At 52.5% G+C, this 15,392-nt stretch carries 13 protein-coding genes and 1 pseudogene; 13 read left to right on the top strand and 1 reads right to left on the bottom strand.

Annotated features, from left to right (window positions below; all coding sequences use genetic code 11):
* Nucleotides 1-62: 62 nt before the first annotated feature.
* The 13 genes and pseudogenes from NI21_RS0104970 (at nt 63) to NI21_RS0105025 (ending at nt 14,821) form a co-directional block, all read left to right on the top strand.
* Nucleotides 63-3,209, top strand: a complete 3,147-nt coding sequence (locus NI21_RS0104970; protein WP_033125143.1) for a YhgE/Pip domain-containing protein — start codon at nt 63-65, stop codon at nt 3,207-3,209.
* 223 nt (nt 3,210-3,432) lie between these two features.
* On the top strand, nt 3,433-3,636 hold the full coding sequence (locus NI21_RS17240; protein WP_158229568.1) for a site-specific integrase: 204 nt from the start codon (nt 3,433-3,435) through the stop codon (nt 3,634-3,636).
* 119 nt (nt 3,637-3,755) lie between these two features.
* The gene (locus NI21_RS16025) at nt 3,756-4,007 is read left to right on the top strand and encodes a tyrosine-type recombinase/integrase (protein WP_147581164.1); all 252 of its coding nucleotides are present in this window, start codon (nt 3,756-3,758) and stop codon (nt 4,005-4,007) included.
* A 199-nt stretch (nt 4,008-4,206) separates the two neighbouring features.
* The gene (locus NI21_RS0104980; protein ID WP_033125144.1) at nt 4,207-4,443 is read left to right on the top strand and encodes a hypothetical protein; all 237 of its coding nucleotides are present in this window, start codon (nt 4,207-4,209) and stop codon (nt 4,441-4,443) included.
* 217 nt (nt 4,444-4,660) lie between these two features.
* Entirely contained in the window at nt 4,661-5,413 is a 753-nt protein-coding gene (locus tag NI21_RS0104985) for a hypothetical protein (RefSeq protein WP_033125145.1), read from the top strand.
* Nucleotides 5,414-5,553: 140 nt separating this feature from the next.
* Nucleotides 5,554-5,787: pseudogene (locus tag NI21_RS0104990) on the top strand (hypothetical protein); the annotation flags it as partial.
* Nucleotides 5,788-5,937: 150 nt separating this feature from the next.
* The gene (locus NI21_RS16030; RefSeq protein WP_197052604.1) at nt 5,938-7,467 is read left to right on the top strand and encodes a YhgE/Pip domain-containing protein; all 1,530 of its coding nucleotides are present in this window, start codon (nt 5,938-5,940) and stop codon (nt 7,465-7,467) included.
* A gap of 51 nt (nt 7,468-7,518) precedes the next feature.
* On the top strand, nt 7,519-9,162 hold the full coding sequence (locus NI21_RS15830; protein ID WP_034810304.1) for a YhgE/Pip family protein: 1,644 nt from the start codon (nt 7,519-7,521) through the stop codon (nt 9,160-9,162).
* 102 nt (nt 9,163-9,264) lie between these two features.
* Complete coding sequence (gene bsh, locus NI21_RS0105005) at nt 9,265-10,290, top strand: choloylglycine hydrolase (protein WP_052083951.1); 1,026 nt, start codon at nt 9,265-9,267, stop codon at nt 10,288-10,290.
* A 66-nt stretch (nt 10,291-10,356) separates the two neighbouring features.
* A complete protein-coding gene (locus NI21_RS0105010; protein WP_033125160.1) occupies nt 10,357-10,929 on the top strand; it encodes a GNAT family N-acetyltransferase in 573 nt (190 codons plus the stop codon).
* A 129-nt stretch (nt 10,930-11,058) separates the two neighbouring features.
* A complete protein-coding gene (locus tag NI21_RS0105015; RefSeq protein WP_081957981.1) occupies nt 11,059-12,120 on the top strand; it encodes a helix-turn-helix domain-containing protein in 1,062 nt (353 codons plus the stop codon).
* A gap of 7 nt (nt 12,121-12,127) precedes the next feature.
* Complete coding sequence (locus NI21_RS0105020; RefSeq protein ID WP_052083952.1) at nt 12,128-13,135, top strand: hypothetical protein; 1,008 nt, start codon at nt 12,128-12,130, stop codon at nt 13,133-13,135.
* A 63-nt stretch (nt 13,136-13,198) separates the two neighbouring features.
* A complete protein-coding gene (locus NI21_RS0105025) occupies nt 13,199-14,821 on the top strand; it encodes a phosphotransferase (RefSeq protein ID WP_033125163.1) in 1,623 nt (540 codons plus the stop codon).
* A gap of 97 nt (nt 14,822-14,918) precedes the next feature.
* On the opposite strand, the gene NI21_RS0105030 is transcribed toward NI21_RS0105025, so the two are convergent.
* Nucleotides 14,919-15,113, bottom strand: a complete 195-nt coding sequence (locus tag NI21_RS0105030) for a hypothetical protein (RefSeq protein WP_033125147.1) — start codon at nt 15,111-15,113, stop codon at nt 14,919-14,921.
* Nucleotides 15,114-15,392 lie beyond the last annotated feature (279 nt).

A 15,392-nucleotide genomic window follows, 5' to 3' on the forward strand; every position in this document is an offset into this window, starting at 1 on the left:
AATAATCAACATAGTATCTATTAAACTATAACTAGTTGCGCAGACAGAAAGGAGACAGGAGAATGCTGAAACTAGAGTGGAAAAAGCTACTGAGTAATAAACTCATGTTGGTAGTTATTGTTGCGATTATTGCAATTCCTACCATTTATACCACCCTTTTTCTGGGATCCATGTGGGACCCTTATGGCAATATGGACAAATTGCCCGTGGCTGTGGTGAATGAGGATAAACCGGTAGAATATGAGGGAGAAACATTAAACATAGGAAAAGAAATGGTGGAGAATCTGAAAGAGGACAGTTCTCTGAATTTTTCTTTTACAGATAAGGAAAGGGCCCGGCAGGGGCTGAAAGACGGAAGTTATTATATGGTCATTACCATACCGGAGGATTTTTCAGCCAATGCAGCCACCCTTACCCGGGAAAAACCTGAAAAAATGGAACTTTCTTATGAAACAAACCCGGGTACCAATTACATTGCTTCTAAGATGAGCGAGACAGCTATGGAGAAAATCCAGAGTTCTGTCCGGGAAGAAGTTACCCGCACCTATGCAGAAGCGGTTTTTGAACAGATCGGTAAGGCCGGGGACGGAATGGAGGAAGCGGCAGATGGTTCCGGGAAGCTCCAGGAGGGAACTCGGGCACTTGCCTCAGGAAATGAACAGATCGAAGAGAATTTACAGGTTCTGGCAGATAGTACTCTGGTATTCAGAGATGGCAGTCAGACCCTAGAAGAGGGACTAAAGACTTATACAGATGGAGTAACAGCCGCAGACAAGGGAGCACGTGAACTTCAGGATGGGGCCAGTGAACTGAACAAGGGGACGAAAACCCTGGACAGCGGGGCAAAAGAACTTGCTGGCGGAAGTGAAAGCCTGGATGCAGGAGCCCAGTCCCTGGAAGAGGGCATGGGACAGTTAGAAGGAAAGATCCCGGGACTTTCTCAGGGAGTCCGGGCATTATCCCAGGGGTCTTCCCAGCTTGCCGCAGGTGTCAAGACAGCGGGAGAGGGAAGCAAAAGTCTGAAGGCAGGAGCTGAACAGACAGACAGGGGTCTTGCATCTTTACAGGAAGGACTGGATCAGCTGAACAGTGCAGCATCCCAGCTTCCCGGGCAGACACAGAAACTTCAGGAAGGTACAAATGAGGTTTATGAAGGGGCAGCTCAGCTTTCCCAGGGAATGAAGCTTCTGGAAGAACAGGCAGTCCCCGGCATTTCTGCCAGTATTGATCAGGTAAACGGACAGCTGCAGGATGGAGGAAAACAGGTTTTTGATTCTGTGAAAGAGGACGCGGACCAGTTAAAGTCCAGTGCCGATCAGCTCCTTGCGGGGATTCAGGGAACGGAGAGCATGTCCCAGGAAACAGGAAGTGGGGACCAACTGGGCGATACTTTAGAGGGGAATGCCCAGGAAGCCGGAAACCAGGCAGAGGCAGCCCAGGCTGCGGCAGAAAATCTGGGAGGTGTGGAAAGTACAGACGCCTCTTATTTAAGTGATTCCTTGCAGCAGGCAATTGATTCAGGAGATATAGATGCAGTGGCATCCGTTGCCTGGGAGGCAGTGGCAGCTGCACAGCAAAACGCCGATGCAGCCAATGAGGCGGGAAGCCGTCTCCAGGAAGCTTCTCAGGCTCTTGGGAACAGCAGTGCCGCCCTGTCTCAGGATCAGCAGACCATGGCAGAGGCAGCCCGGCAGGCCCGGGATATGACCGGGGCCGGTTTGGCAGGGGAAAATTCTACAGACCTGAGCAGTGTGGTAAAGGGTCTTCAGGCATTATCAGAAGGTCTGGGACAGTTGTCTGCTCAGACAGAAACAGCCGGAGAACAGTATCTGGCAGGAGTGGACAGCGGCATGGAGCAGCTGAAGAGCGGAATCGGCACACAGGTTGGAGACAGTCTGTCTCAGCTGAGGGAAGGTGCTGACCGTCTTACCCAGGGAAGTGGAGAAGTGAACCGGGGAGTAGAACAGCTGACTGAGGCGGCACCTGCACTTGCCGGCGGAATCCAGAGTGCAAAGGATGGAGCCGGAGCACTGAAGACACAGGGAACGGAAGCACTGGTACAGGGAGCCGGGCAGCTGGATGAGGGATTTGGCCGTCTGGTACAGGGGAGTTCTGATCTGGATAAAGGAGTACAGGAAATGCAGGGACAGCTTCCGGCTCTTTCCCAGGGAGTGGAACAGCTGTCCCAGGGAGCAAAGGATCTGAAACAGGGAACTGGAAGTCTGAAGACAGGAGCCCAGACCCTTTCTCAGGGAGCAGGAACTCTTTCGGCGGGTATGGATACCTTGGTAGCCGGAACCAGCAAGTTGTCCCAGGGAACCGGCCAGCTTACTGCAAACAATCAGGCTCTTCTTGGAGGAGCGGTACAGCTGGAGGACGGAGCCTCCCAGATCAGCAGCGGAGCTTCCCAGCTTCATGATGGAAGTAAAACTCTTGGATCCGGGATTGAACAGCTGGCGGAAGGAACTAGGACTTTAAAAGACAGTCTGGCAGAGGGGGCAAAACAGATCCGGGATACGAATAAAGGAGAAGATACGGCGGATATGTTTGCAGCTCCTGTGGAAACAAAAGAAACACAGATCACCAGGGTAGAAAATAACGGCCATGCCATGGCCCCCTATATGATGTCTGTGGCACTTTGGGTAGGCTGTATTGCCTTTAGTCTTATGTATCCGCTGACAAAGTACAGCGGAAAGCTGAAATCCGGTCTGGCCTGGTGGGGAAGCAAGGCATCGGTACTGTATCTGATTGCCCTGCTCCAGGCAGCGGTGATGATCTTTATGCTTCATCTGTGTGACGGTTTTGAGCCGGTGGAAATGGGGAAAACCCTGGCGGTGGCCTGCCTGGCTTCGGTGGCTTTTATGTCTGTGATGTATTTCTTTACCAATACTTTTGGCAAAGTGGGAAGTTTCCTGATGCTGGTATTTATGGTGATCCAGCTGGCAGGTTCTGTGGGAACCTACCCCCTGGAACTGTCCGGAAGCTTTGTCCCTTATCTTCATGACTGGGTACCGTTCACTTATACGGTGGAAGCCTTCCGAAGTACCATATCAGGAGGAGAAAGTATTCAGGAAGCCGTAATATTCCTGACCGTTTTGTGGATCGTCTTTACCCTGCTGACCATTCTGGAGTTCCAGATCCGAACCCTTAAGATGAAAAGAGGAAAAAGGACTCTGGATAACTGGTTAGAGGAAAAGGGACTGGCATAAGAGAAAAAAGAAGGGAAAGGACTTTGTACTGCCTTTGAAAAGACAGTGCAGGGTCCTTTTTTTCGGCCATCCATACACTATAATTTATATAAGGTATGATATGGACAGACAGCGGGAACGGAAGCCTCCGGGATTTTTCTTCAGACACCCTCCCCGGACAGTAAAAGGATAAGAAGGTATCATTGGAATTGTATGAACAGATAGGAGAAAAATGGAGGGGCCTATGGAATATAATAAGGAACAACAGGAAGTCCTGATCCAGGACTTTATTGATATGCTTTTTGTGCAGAGAAACTTGTCATCCAATACCCTGTATGCCTATAAAAATGACCTGCAGAATTTTTCCAGGTGGCTGGAAAGACGGCATTACGGGGATATCAATGACCGGAGCATCTATGAATATTTTTTTATATGCAGAATGAGATAGAATTAGCACCCCGTTCTATCCGCAGAAAATATGTTTCCATTCAGCAGTATTGTGATTATCTCAGAATGGTTTTGAACTTAAATGAGATTTTCTTCCGGTTCACGGCCAGAAAATTTCAGTTGCCAAGGACATTGCCCAGGACATTATCCAGGGAAGAGATTAAAGAGCTGATTCTGGCGGCTACTTTCCAGTATCAGCAGGCCTGGTCAGAATATAAAGAAAGACTGGCTGTCCGGAATATGTGTATAATCGAGCTGCTTTTCTGTCTGGGGCTTCGGGTGGGAGAACTTTCCGCTCTGGATATGGCAGATTACTGTCCGGAAGAGAATACAGTGCTGATTCGTGGAAAAGGGAGAAAGGAGAGTTATTGAAGAGGACAATCAGCTTTATGGTTAAACAGTTATATCCCAAGGCAGCTGTATGGTATCAGTTTCGTCCGGATTTTTTAAAAACTGCTAAGGGACATCTGTCATATGATATTTTTATTGGGAAGATGCGAGTGGCAATAGAGTATCAAGGTAAAGGAAATATGTAGAGACAGTTCCAGACCCTCTGAAGTCAAGATTTGATATGGTATATCGATTTGTAGAATTGTCAGAAGAAGAAAAAATACGATTTATTAATGAAGTAGCACAAAAATTGAATGACAAGATATATGAGAAAACATTAGTTAAGATTGAAATTGAAAAAATCAGCAAACAGTTAGGTTCATTGATACAATATAATAATCTTCGTAGTATAAAAAGAAAAGTTGAGGATATAGTTATAGCAGAATATTATAAAGTTAAAAATTCAGACAGGCTATAGAGGCGTGACAGTTAGAAACAAATAAAAACCAATGATGTAAATATTGTTGTATTACAAGAGGTGAGGCAGAGCAATGGATGAAAACGAGTGGAAATTAATAAAAGTTTGTTGAGTTTATGGTATTAAAGTGAGTGGTGGTTGTGTCGTCACTGTGTTACAAATGGGGAAAGAATGGTATTATTTTGTTTGATAAGTGTATTTAATAAGGGGGATAAAAATGTTTGAAAAGCAAATCGTAACGCTAACAACAATTTTAAAGGATGAAGATATTCATACGTATGCAGGGGATGCATTTTGGAATATTATTAAAGCAGTTTCTCTAGGTGATGTAAGTGCATTGGTCGATTCCAGCACCGACATAAAGAATCTACTTTTTCATGCACCGACAATTTTGTTTTGGGACAAAATGCAGAGATATATGTTCGGTACATTCAGAAATTATAACGAACAGGTAAAGATGGCGGGCAAATTTAATGAGGATAATAAGGATTATGAGAAATTTGTAAAAAAGCAGATTCATCTCATTAATGAAATTAATGATGATAAAAAAGTTGACTATTTTGCTCAACTTACGAGATGCTATCTCTTAACTGAAATGGAAGATTCCCTGTATTATAAGCTCGCTAGATTTTTGATAATGTGTACACCCGAAGAATTAGATTATATCGCTTCTTTTGATTATGAAGAAACAACGAATCTAACTGCTATGGTTTCATCATTGTATCAATACGGTTTGTTTGAACAGAAAGAAAAGCAAAATGGCGGTGTAGATTATGTGCTTTCTGGATTTGCCAAGGCATTGAAATACAATAGTTTAAATTTCAATGAAGGAACTAGTGAAAGAAATCGGATAGTCTCTTATTCTCAAATAGATCCTCTTAGCATTTCTGAACCAATGACATGGGAAGATATTGATAATGTGTTTAGTAAAAATGAAATTGTAATTAATGGAAGTGGAGCCCCGAAATAAGCCGATGATAAAATATTTTGTGCAGAAGGTATAGTTGAGGTGAATAAACATAGTGGCTACATTTTGGCTACAAAAATATTATGGACGAAATGGATTGTGCATATAAAACAACATAACGAACGAAATATGAATATCTCTGGCAGATGTGTGAGCAGATTGTTGCCCTTTATATTGAGGCTGTGCTGGACGGCCGGCAGATCAAAAAGACAGACCGCCTGATGATAGTGCAGTATTTGAAGGCTGTGAGCTTTGGCGTGATATCTGAGTGGCTGCAGGCCGGGCTGGGAGAGGATATCCGCCTCTTCTTTGACAGGATCTATGACCTGAAAAAGGGGACAGTGGAAGAAATGCTCCGGCGCTTTGAGACTGTATAAAAAAGAGATGCATGGATGTATGGGGATGAATGTATGGGCAAAACCCGCCCTGTGACTGATTTTCAGACACAGGGCGGGTTTTGTCTGTATAAAAGGGAGGAGTGCCGTGGTATATTTTTTATCAGCAAAATGACAGAAAGAGGGAAGCATATGATAAAAAGAGAACTACGCAGCCTGACACACAACAAGATACTGCTCTTGGTGGTGGCGGCGATCACGGTAATCCCCTTTATTTATGCGGGCTTATTTTTGAAATCCATGTGGGACCCGTACGGCAGCCTGGAGCAGCTTCCGGTCGCGGTGGTAAACGAGGACCAGCCTGTGGAATACGAGGGGCAGACATTAAGTATAGGAAACGATATGGTGGAGGCTCTGAAGGACAGCAGGGACCTTGACTTCCATTTTACGGATGAAAAGAGTGCCAGGGATGGGCTGGCAAATGGCACATGGTACATGGTGATCACCATTCCGGAGGACTTTTCGGGAAATGCAGCCACGCTCCTGGATGAGGAGCCGCAGAAGATGGAGCTTCGGTATGAGACGAATCCCGGGACAAATTATATCGCCTCAAAAATGAGTGAGACAGCGCTTGCCAGGCTCAGAGATGAGGTTGCATCCCAGGTCACGGAGACCTACACAGAGGTCCTGTTTGACCGGATCGCACAGGCCGGAGAAGGGATGCAGGAGGCTTCAGACGGAGCCGGGGTACTTGCGGGCGGGGTGGCCGCTGCCTCTGACGGAAGCGGAGAGCTTACGGAAAATATGAAGAGGCTGGAGGACAGTACGCTCACCTTTGCGGACGGAGCAGACACGCTGGATAAAGGACTGAAGGAATACACGGAGGGTGTAGGGCGGGTCAACGACGGAGCAGCACAGCTCAAGCTGGGGGCGGACGCGGCACAAGAAGAGCTCCCGCGGCTCACAGCGGGCACACATTCTCTGGATGAAGGAGTGAAGGTGTACGCCGGCGGGGTGGAGCTGCTGCATTCACGGTCAGGGCAGCTTCTGTCCGCCTCAGAGGAGCTGGGAGAAGGAGCTTCCGGCCTTGCGGAGGGGCTGGAAGCCCTGGCTGGAGGTGCGGACCAGTATGTCAGTGCTGTCAACACCTTTGTGGGACAGGCCGCTGCCTATGTACAGGGGGCAGGAGAGCTGGAGGAGAGCTCGAGACAGCTGGCGTCTCTGGAAGATCTGGGGGAGGTGTCAGAGGGAATATCAGAGGTAAACCGTGCGGTCTCGGGCGGCGACACCTCGCTTGCGGCAGGGGCAGAGCGGCTTGGATCCGGGCTTGAAGAGGTGCACAGACAGATGCGGGCGCTTTCGGACAGTACATCAGACAGGCAGATCCGGGAGGTGGCAGACGCACTTGGTTCTGCCGGGACAGAGCTGGAGGAGGCACAGTCTGATGTGGACAGGCTGGCGGGAGATATGAGGGAAGCTGCAGAGGGCATCAGCCAGGCGTCAGACACAGTCAGAAGCGCAGGCGGCAGCATTTCTGATGCGGAGGAGCAGACCGAGAGTGCCAGAACAACCGTCTCAGAGGCGGCTGGAAATGCCGGGGCGCTGGTGGAGAGCTGTGTGGACGACGCAAATGAAAGGATCAGTGCGGCAGGCCGGCAGGCGCAAGGCACCAGAGAGGCTATGACAGAGGCGGCCCGGGAGCTGGAGGGAATATACAGCTAGCTCCTGGCGGAGGGCTCTGTACCGGGAGAGACGCTGGAGGGCCTGAACACAGTGATCCAGTCCCTGTATGCTTCCGCGGGAAGCCAGCAGGGGCCGGAAGGCCTGGACAAAGAGGCATATATGGAGAGCGCGCGTCAGATTTCAGAGCGCGCGTCAGGATCGCTGGACAGCTGGGACCGAGCTATGGCTGCAACCGCAGAGCAGATGGAGCAGACGGCGGGCAGCCTGGCGGAGGTGCAGGAGCTTCTGGCCGGGAGTGCGGATGCGCTGGACAAGGAGAGCAGCGTGCTGGATGAGAGAGCCGGAAGGCTGGGGACTGCGCAGGAAAAGATCCTGCCTGTACAGACGGATGAGCTTAGCAGGCTGGCAGATGAGGTTGGAGGACTCTGCGGCGAGGCGGAGCAGATGTCCGAAGAGGTGGGGGAGACAGCGCGGACCCTGGGACAGCTTGAGAAGGCGTCAGAATATTTTCCGGAGGCGGCAAAAGAAGTCGGCGGCCTCCGCACCGGGCTCGAGGCCCTTGCGGCAGAGAATACTGCGCTGGCAGGCGGTGCGGACAGCTTGAAGGCAGCAGGAGGAGAAATGCTCAGTGCAGTCAGTGCGGTCCGGTCCGGCGGCCGGGCGGTGGCTGGCGGAATGGCAGAGCTGGACCGTGGGATCAGGACCTATGCGGACGGGGTGTCCAGTCTGGCGGCAGGCAGCACCGTCCTGACAGAAGGAACAGGACAGCTTGCAGATGGAGTGGACGCCATGACCGTGGGGATGGACAGGTTTGCGTCAGGCACAGCCAGCCTGTTTGACGGGACAGCGCAGCTGACAGAAAACAGCGGGACGCTGACAAAGGGGGCGGACAGCCTCTCCGGCGGTGCAAGGCAGATCCACAGTGGAGCGGCCAGGCTGTATGAGGGCGCGGAGGCGCTGGACCTGGGGATGAAGGAGCTGCAGTCCGGATCGGAAGAGCTGGCAGCGGGGCTGCAGGACGGGGCCGGACAGGCCGGCAGAGTCAAGGCCGGAGATCAGACAGTGGGCATGTTTGCCTCTCCACTGGATGCGAAGGAGACGGAGCTGACTGTTGTAGAAAATAACGGGCATGCCATGGCGCCGTACATGATGTCTGTGGGACTGTGGGTAGGATGTCTGGCATTTTGCCTCATGTATCCTCTTACAAAATATACGGGCAGGCTGAAGGGTGGTTTTTCCTGGTGGGCCAGCAAGGCTGTCGTGCTCTACCCTGTGGCAGCCCTGCAGGGGCTCCTGCTCATCCTCCTTCTGCATGCGGTGGATGGATTTGCTCCGGCAGAGATGACAAAGACTGTGCTCTTTGCCTGCCTGACAGCGGCAGCCTTTACCTCGATCATGTACTATTTTAACATTACACTTGGAAAAGTGGGGAGTTTCCTCATGCTGATATTTATGGTCGTGCAGCTCTCCGGGTCTGCCGGCACGTACCCGGTTGAACTCTCCCCGCCGTTTGTAGCCAGGATACATGACTGGCTGCCTTTCACCTACACGGTAGATGCATTCAGGAGTACGATATGCGGCGGGGAGAGCATCCTCTCCTCCGTTGTCCTGATGGCGGTCCTGACCGCTGCCTTTACCGGCCTTACGATCCTGCAGTTCCGGCGTATGGCCCGCCGCCGGAATAAAGGGCAGAGGCTCCTGATAGACTGGCTGGAGGAAAAAGGGCTGGCGTAGGAGTGCGCGACCGACCGGGATACAGGGGGGAAGACAGGCGGGATAGCCTCCTGGTATAAAGGACGGGCAGGATGAGGATACTGACAATAGGAGGAGATGACTATGTGTACCTGTATCACGTACGAAAATGGAGATTTTTATTTTGGGAGAAATCTGGACCTGGAGTATTCCTTTGGGGAGCGGGTGGTCATCACACCGAGAAAGTATCCCCTCACATTCAAAAGGATGGAGTCCATGGGCCGCCATTACGGCATGATCGGTATGGCGGCGGTGATGGAGGAGTATCCTATGTACGCTGAGGCGGTCAACGAGAAAGGGCTTTGCATGGCAGGGCTGAATTTCCCGGGAAATGCCTTTTATCCTGTGGCGGGGAAAAAGAAATACCAGGTCACACCCTACGAGGTGATCCCCTGGCTGCTGGGGCAGTGCTCCTCTGTGAGAGAGGCCGTGGGATATCTGAAGGAGACAGATCTGACGGGTATTCCTTTTGCGCCGGAGGTCCCGCTGGCCCCGCTGCATTTCATGCTTGCAGACAGGAAAGAGGCATGGGCGGCCGAGCCGGTGGAGGAGGGACTGAAGCTCTATGAAAATCCCTTTGGGGTGCTTACAAATAATCCACCATTTCCCTTTCACCTTATGAACCTGCGGCAGTATCTGAATCTGACAGCCCGAGCTCCGGAGAACCGGTTTGGCGAGGGCCTGGACATGGAGCCCTTTGGGCAGGGCATGGGAGCTATCGGACTTCCGGGAGACGCGTCGCCGGCATCCAGGTTTGTGCGGGCCGCTTTCCTCAGATGGAACTCCAGGGCGCCAAGGGAGGAGAGGGTAAATGTGTCCCAGTTTTTCCACATCCTTGACAGCGTGTCCATGGTGCGGGGTATGGTACTGACAGAGGAGGGGCGGGAAGATGTCACCACCTACTCCTGCTGTGTCAACGCCTGCACCGGAGTTTACTATTTCAAGACCTATGACAATCACAGGATCCAGGCAGTGGATATGAGAAGAGAGGACCTGGATGGAAGTGGGCTGATTTCCTATGAGCTTCCTTTGGAGGAGGATATTCGGCTTCTGAACAGAGATTTTTGGACAGACAGGCCGATATGTGATAAAATCAGGAGGCAAAGATAAACATGGAGGGCAGGTGACACTGCCCGTTTTCTCTTTGGGATGAAAAAAGAAAAGGAAGAGCAGAGGATGACTGAGAAAACAGTTGAAAAAACGACGGGGAAGATGACCGTGAAGACGACCGAGAAGAAAAGCGGCCGCACGGAAGAGCGGTTCGAGATCCGCCTGATCCGGCGGTCGGAGGTCCTGGAGGCGGCGGAGGCGGAGCGGCTGTGCTTCCCGCCCAATGAGGCGGGGACCAAGGAGGTCGTAAAGGCCAGGGCCACCCTGGCGGGGGAACAGTTCCTGGTGGCTGTGGACAGGGAGACGGGAAGGCTGGCGGGCTATCTGAACGGCCTTGTGACAGATGAGTCCACCCTGCGGGATGAATTTTTTAAGCAGACAGACCTCCATGACCCAAGGGGAGCCAATGTCATGGTGCTCAGCCTGGGAGTTTTGCCGCAGTACCGCCGTCAGGGGCTGGCCTCTGAGCTGATGGCCTGCTATGTCAGGCAGGAGCGGGAGCGTGGCCGCAGGATGCTTGTCCTGACCTGTCTGGAGGAAAAGGTGGGCATGTACCTGAAGATGGGATTTGAGGACGGGGGTATGTCCCAGTCCTGCTGGGGCGGCGAGAGCTGGCATGAGATGACATATATCCTGTGACAAAACATAACTTGCAGTTAAAAAAACTTCCTGAAAATTAAGGACCGTTCAATATACATCCTGATATCCGTCTGCTACAATAACAGTAGTGAAGGCCTTCGCAATAAAAACGAGGAGGAACAGACTGTTATGCATGTTATGCAGATGAACGATGTGATACGAAGAAAGCGCAGGGAGCTTGGTCTCACCCAGGAGCAGGTGGCGGAGTATCTGGGCGTGTCGGCGCCCGCTGTGAACAAGTGGGAGAACGGCGCCACCTACCCGGACATTTCCCTTGTCCCCGCCCTGGCCCGGCTTCTGAAGTCAGACCCCAATACGCTGATGTGCTTTCGGGAGAGCCTGACCCGGGAGGAGATGGCAAAAGAGATGAATGAGGTGGCCCGGATTTCCCAGGAGGAGGGGGTAGAGGCAGCCGTCGACCGGGTCAGGGACCTGGCGGAGGAATATCCCTCCTGCGGGGAGCTCCTGTACCAGCTGGCTACCATGTTGCGGGGACTTGTGATCCTTAGGACGGCGGGAGACGAGCAGCGGCAGGAGTGCCAGGAATATGCGGTCCGGCTGTATGAGAGGGCGGTAAAATGCGATGACCCTGTGTCCGCGGACCGCGCCAGATATGCGCTGGCCTCCCTCTGTATCCAGGAGGAGGACTATGAGAAGGCGGGGGAATACCTGCAGCGCCTTCCCGAGTACAGCTCGCTGGACAAAAGACAGCTGCAGATTTCCATGTATATGAAGCAGGAGAAAAATGAGGAGGCCGCCAGGCTGATCGAGCAGAAGCTGAACGGCTCCATCATAGAGGTCTATCTGCTTCTCGACAATCTGGCCACTGTGGCCGCGCGGGAGGGTGACCGGGAGCGGGCCCGGGAGATCGCCGGCTACGGGCGGAAGGTGATGGAGGCCTGGCAGTGGGATTACAGCGGCCTGACTCTGGAATTTACGGTGGCCGTGGAGGAGAGGGACGGGGACCGCTGCGTGGAGCTGTTGCGGGAGATGCTGGACTCCCTGTCCAGACCACGGGATATGGAAAAATCTTTCCTTTTTGCCCACATTGCCACGAAGGAGCTGGACCCGGATCTTGGAGGGCAGATAAAGGATGCCCTCATGACGGCCATTGAGAAGAATGAGCAGTACGCATTTTTAAGGGAAAGAGAAGATTTTCAGGAGCTTTTCAGAAGCTTAAGAAAGAGGTGACAGAGACGTGAAGAGAGCAGTCAGCATTATTGCAAAGGGAAGCTATCACATTGGAGGGAAAAAGGTGACCATTGAGGGGAGCGCCCCGATCCAGACCAGCTTCTGGCCCGGGGGCCCGCCGGTGACCTATGACCCCAACGGAGATTTCCAGGCCGGGCAGATGTACGTGCAGTATACAAGGCTGGAGGACCCGGTGGTCCCCTACCCGGTCTGCATGATCCACGGAGGCGGCTCCTCCGGCGCGCTGTGGGAGAGCACTCAGGACGGGCGGCCGGGGTGGGAATTCCGCTTTCTCCAGAATGGCTTCAATGTAAATGTGTCTGACGGCGTGGAGAGAGGGCGGTCCTCCTGGGCCCAGTTTCCGGAGATCAACCAGGGCCCGCCCATGTTTAACAGCTACGCGGAGCGGTGGACTACCTACCGTCTGGGGCCGAAATACGGTGTCCCCTACGAGGGAAGCCGATTCGACTACAGTAAATACGACCAGTTCATGAAGCAGCATGTGCCCAGATGGACCACCTCCAACGCCATGGTGCAGGCGGCCTATGACGAGTACTTTGCCAGCATGAAGGAGGGCATGATCGTCATGGCACACAGCCAGGGCGGACTCTTTGCCCTGGAGGCTGCTCTCAAAAACGCGGAAAATGTCAGGGGCGTCATCCTGGTGGAGAGCTCCTCCAACATGGACGTGGACAAGGTGGACGTTTCGCCCTTTAAGGATATACCGTTTCTCTTTGTGTATGGAGACTTCCTGGGCGAGGAGTACTGTATCGACGGCTACAAGTGGCCCGGCGCGTTCGCCTGGGAGGACAGCATGCGCAGGCTTCACGAGTGGCTTCTGGAGCTGGGAGGGGACAGCACCTGGATGTCTCTGCCCGAGATGGGCATAAGAGGAAACACCCACGCCCTCATGATGGAGGACAACAGCGACCAGATTGCGGATCTCATCTGCGGGTGGATGAAGGAGCATATCTGCTCTGATAAATGCTTCCGTTTTCCTGGCGATATGTTATAATATATGTATTTAACAAGAAGAAAGGGGACAGGAGGGCCGGTGAGCTCTCCTGCGGAGAAGGTTATGAAGAGTTTACTGATACTTGGGGCCGGCGGATTTGGCCATATGATCCAGGAGACCGCGCAGCTTCTGGGATATGAGAAGGCAGTGTTTCTTGACGACGCGGTGAGAGAGCCGGATGTGGTGGGAAAATGCTGCGACTATGAGAGCTTTCTGGGACAGTATGACACGGCTGTGGCGGCCCTGGGAGACAACAACATGCGCCTTTACTGGACAGAGAAGCTGATGGAGGCGGGGTACAATGTGCCGGCCATCATCCATCCGTCGGCGGTGGTAAGCCCCAGTGCATCTATCGGAAGAGGGAGCTTTATTATGCAGAGGGCTATTGTCAACACCCACACAGTGGTGGAGCACGGAGTCCTCATCAACAGCGGCGCTGTGGTGGACCACGACTCCTACGTGGAGCGGGGCGCCCACATCGGCCTGGGGAGCGTGGTGAAGGCGAACTGCCGCATTGCCTCAAAGGTGAAGGTGGAGGCCGGGGAAGTGATCTTTTCTACCAGAAGAAAGATTGACGGCGTGGAGGACAGGAACCTGGAGGATGCCATCTACGCCTTTGGCTTTGGCAACCGCTGCAGCTATGTGAAGCCCTTTGGAGCCGGCCACATCAATGAGACCTACGCGGTCTACATGCCCGGCCAGGATGGTGATGAGCTGTCCTATGTCCTGCAGAGGGTGAACAGCAACGTATTTAAGGATCCGGCCGGAGTCATGGACAATATCTTCGGCGTGACCGAGTATCTGAGAAATGTGATCCGCAGGGAGGGAGGAGACCCGGATCGGGAAACCCTCTCCTACATCAAGACAAAGAGCGGATGTAACTACTTTGAGGACAGCGAGGGGGAGCCCTGGAGATGCTACAATTTCATCCCGGACTCTGTCTGCTACCAGCTTGTGGAGAAGCCGGAGCAGTTCTATCAGTCCGGCAGCAGCTTCGGCCATTTCCTGAAGCAGCTTTGCGACTATCCGGCATCCAGATTAAATGAGACGATCCCGGATTTCCACAACACGGTCAAGCGGTTTGATGCCTTCCAGGTCGCCCTGAAACGGGATCTGAAAAACCGTGCCGCTTCCTGTCAGCCGGAGATTGATTTTGCGCTGGCCAGAGAGAAGGACTGCGGTGTGCTGGTGGAGCAGCAGAACGCAGGCATCCTGCCCCTGCGGGTGACCCACAATGACACAAAGCTGAACAACATTCTTTTTGACGAGAAGACGGGGAAAGGGCTGTGCATCATCGATCTGGATACCATCATGCCAGGACTTGCGGCCAATGATTTCGGTGACTCCATACGCTTCGGCGCCGCCACGGCAGAGGAGGACGAGCCCAATCTGGATCTGATGCACTTTGACATTTCCCTCTACGAGCTGTATGTGAAGGGGTATCTGGAGGAGACGAAGGATGTTCTGACTGAGGCGGAGATAAAGAGCCTTCCCTGGGGTGCCCGGCTCATGACGCTGGAGTGCGGCATTCGCTTCCTGACAGATTATCTCCAGGGAGATACCTATTTCAAGACAGATTATCCGGAGCACAATCTGGTCCGGGCCAGGACACAGTTCCGTCTGGTGGATGAGATGGAGCAGCAGTTTGACCGCATGCAGGAGATTGTGGAAAAGTATACAAAATAGAGATACAGAATAAGAAATACAAAATAAAGACAAAGGAGAAGAGCTCTCTTGAGAACCTTGCTTACACAGGTTCCCGGGAACTCTTCTCCTTTCTGCTTTATGTGGAATAAATCCCGTTTACAGTAATCTTTTTGAAAAAGCGGGAGAGACCGAGGGTCACGGTGTCGGCCGTGCGCAGCGGCTCCCGGTAGATCAGGACCTCGCCAAAATCGTGGGCGAAGCTCTGAAAGCCATTTTCTTTCAGGGAGGCCGCCTCATCCGGATCGGCAAACCTTGCCGATATATTCAGCATCGGGCCGCCTCACGTGGCGCACACATGAGGGCTGATCAGGATGTGGCTAAGTCCCTTTTCCTTCATGTGCTCGGTCAGCCGTTTATCCAGCTTCACTTTCATGATCATCCATCCCTTCTGTAAGTATTATTGTAACTGTATTGTACAGAAAAAACAAAAGGAATTCTGTGACAAGGTTACACTTTCAGAAAGAGCGCGGTCTGAAGGCCTGGTTACAGCTGATTTGCAACTGATTTGCAGCCGATCTACAGCTTCTCCCCTGTCAGCATCTCGTATGCC

The organism is Eubacterium sp. ER2 (assembly GCF_000765215.1).
In the GTDB taxonomy this organism is placed as follows: Bacteria; Bacillota; Clostridia; order Lachnospirales; family Lachnospiraceae; genus Claveliimonas; species Claveliimonas intestinigallinarum.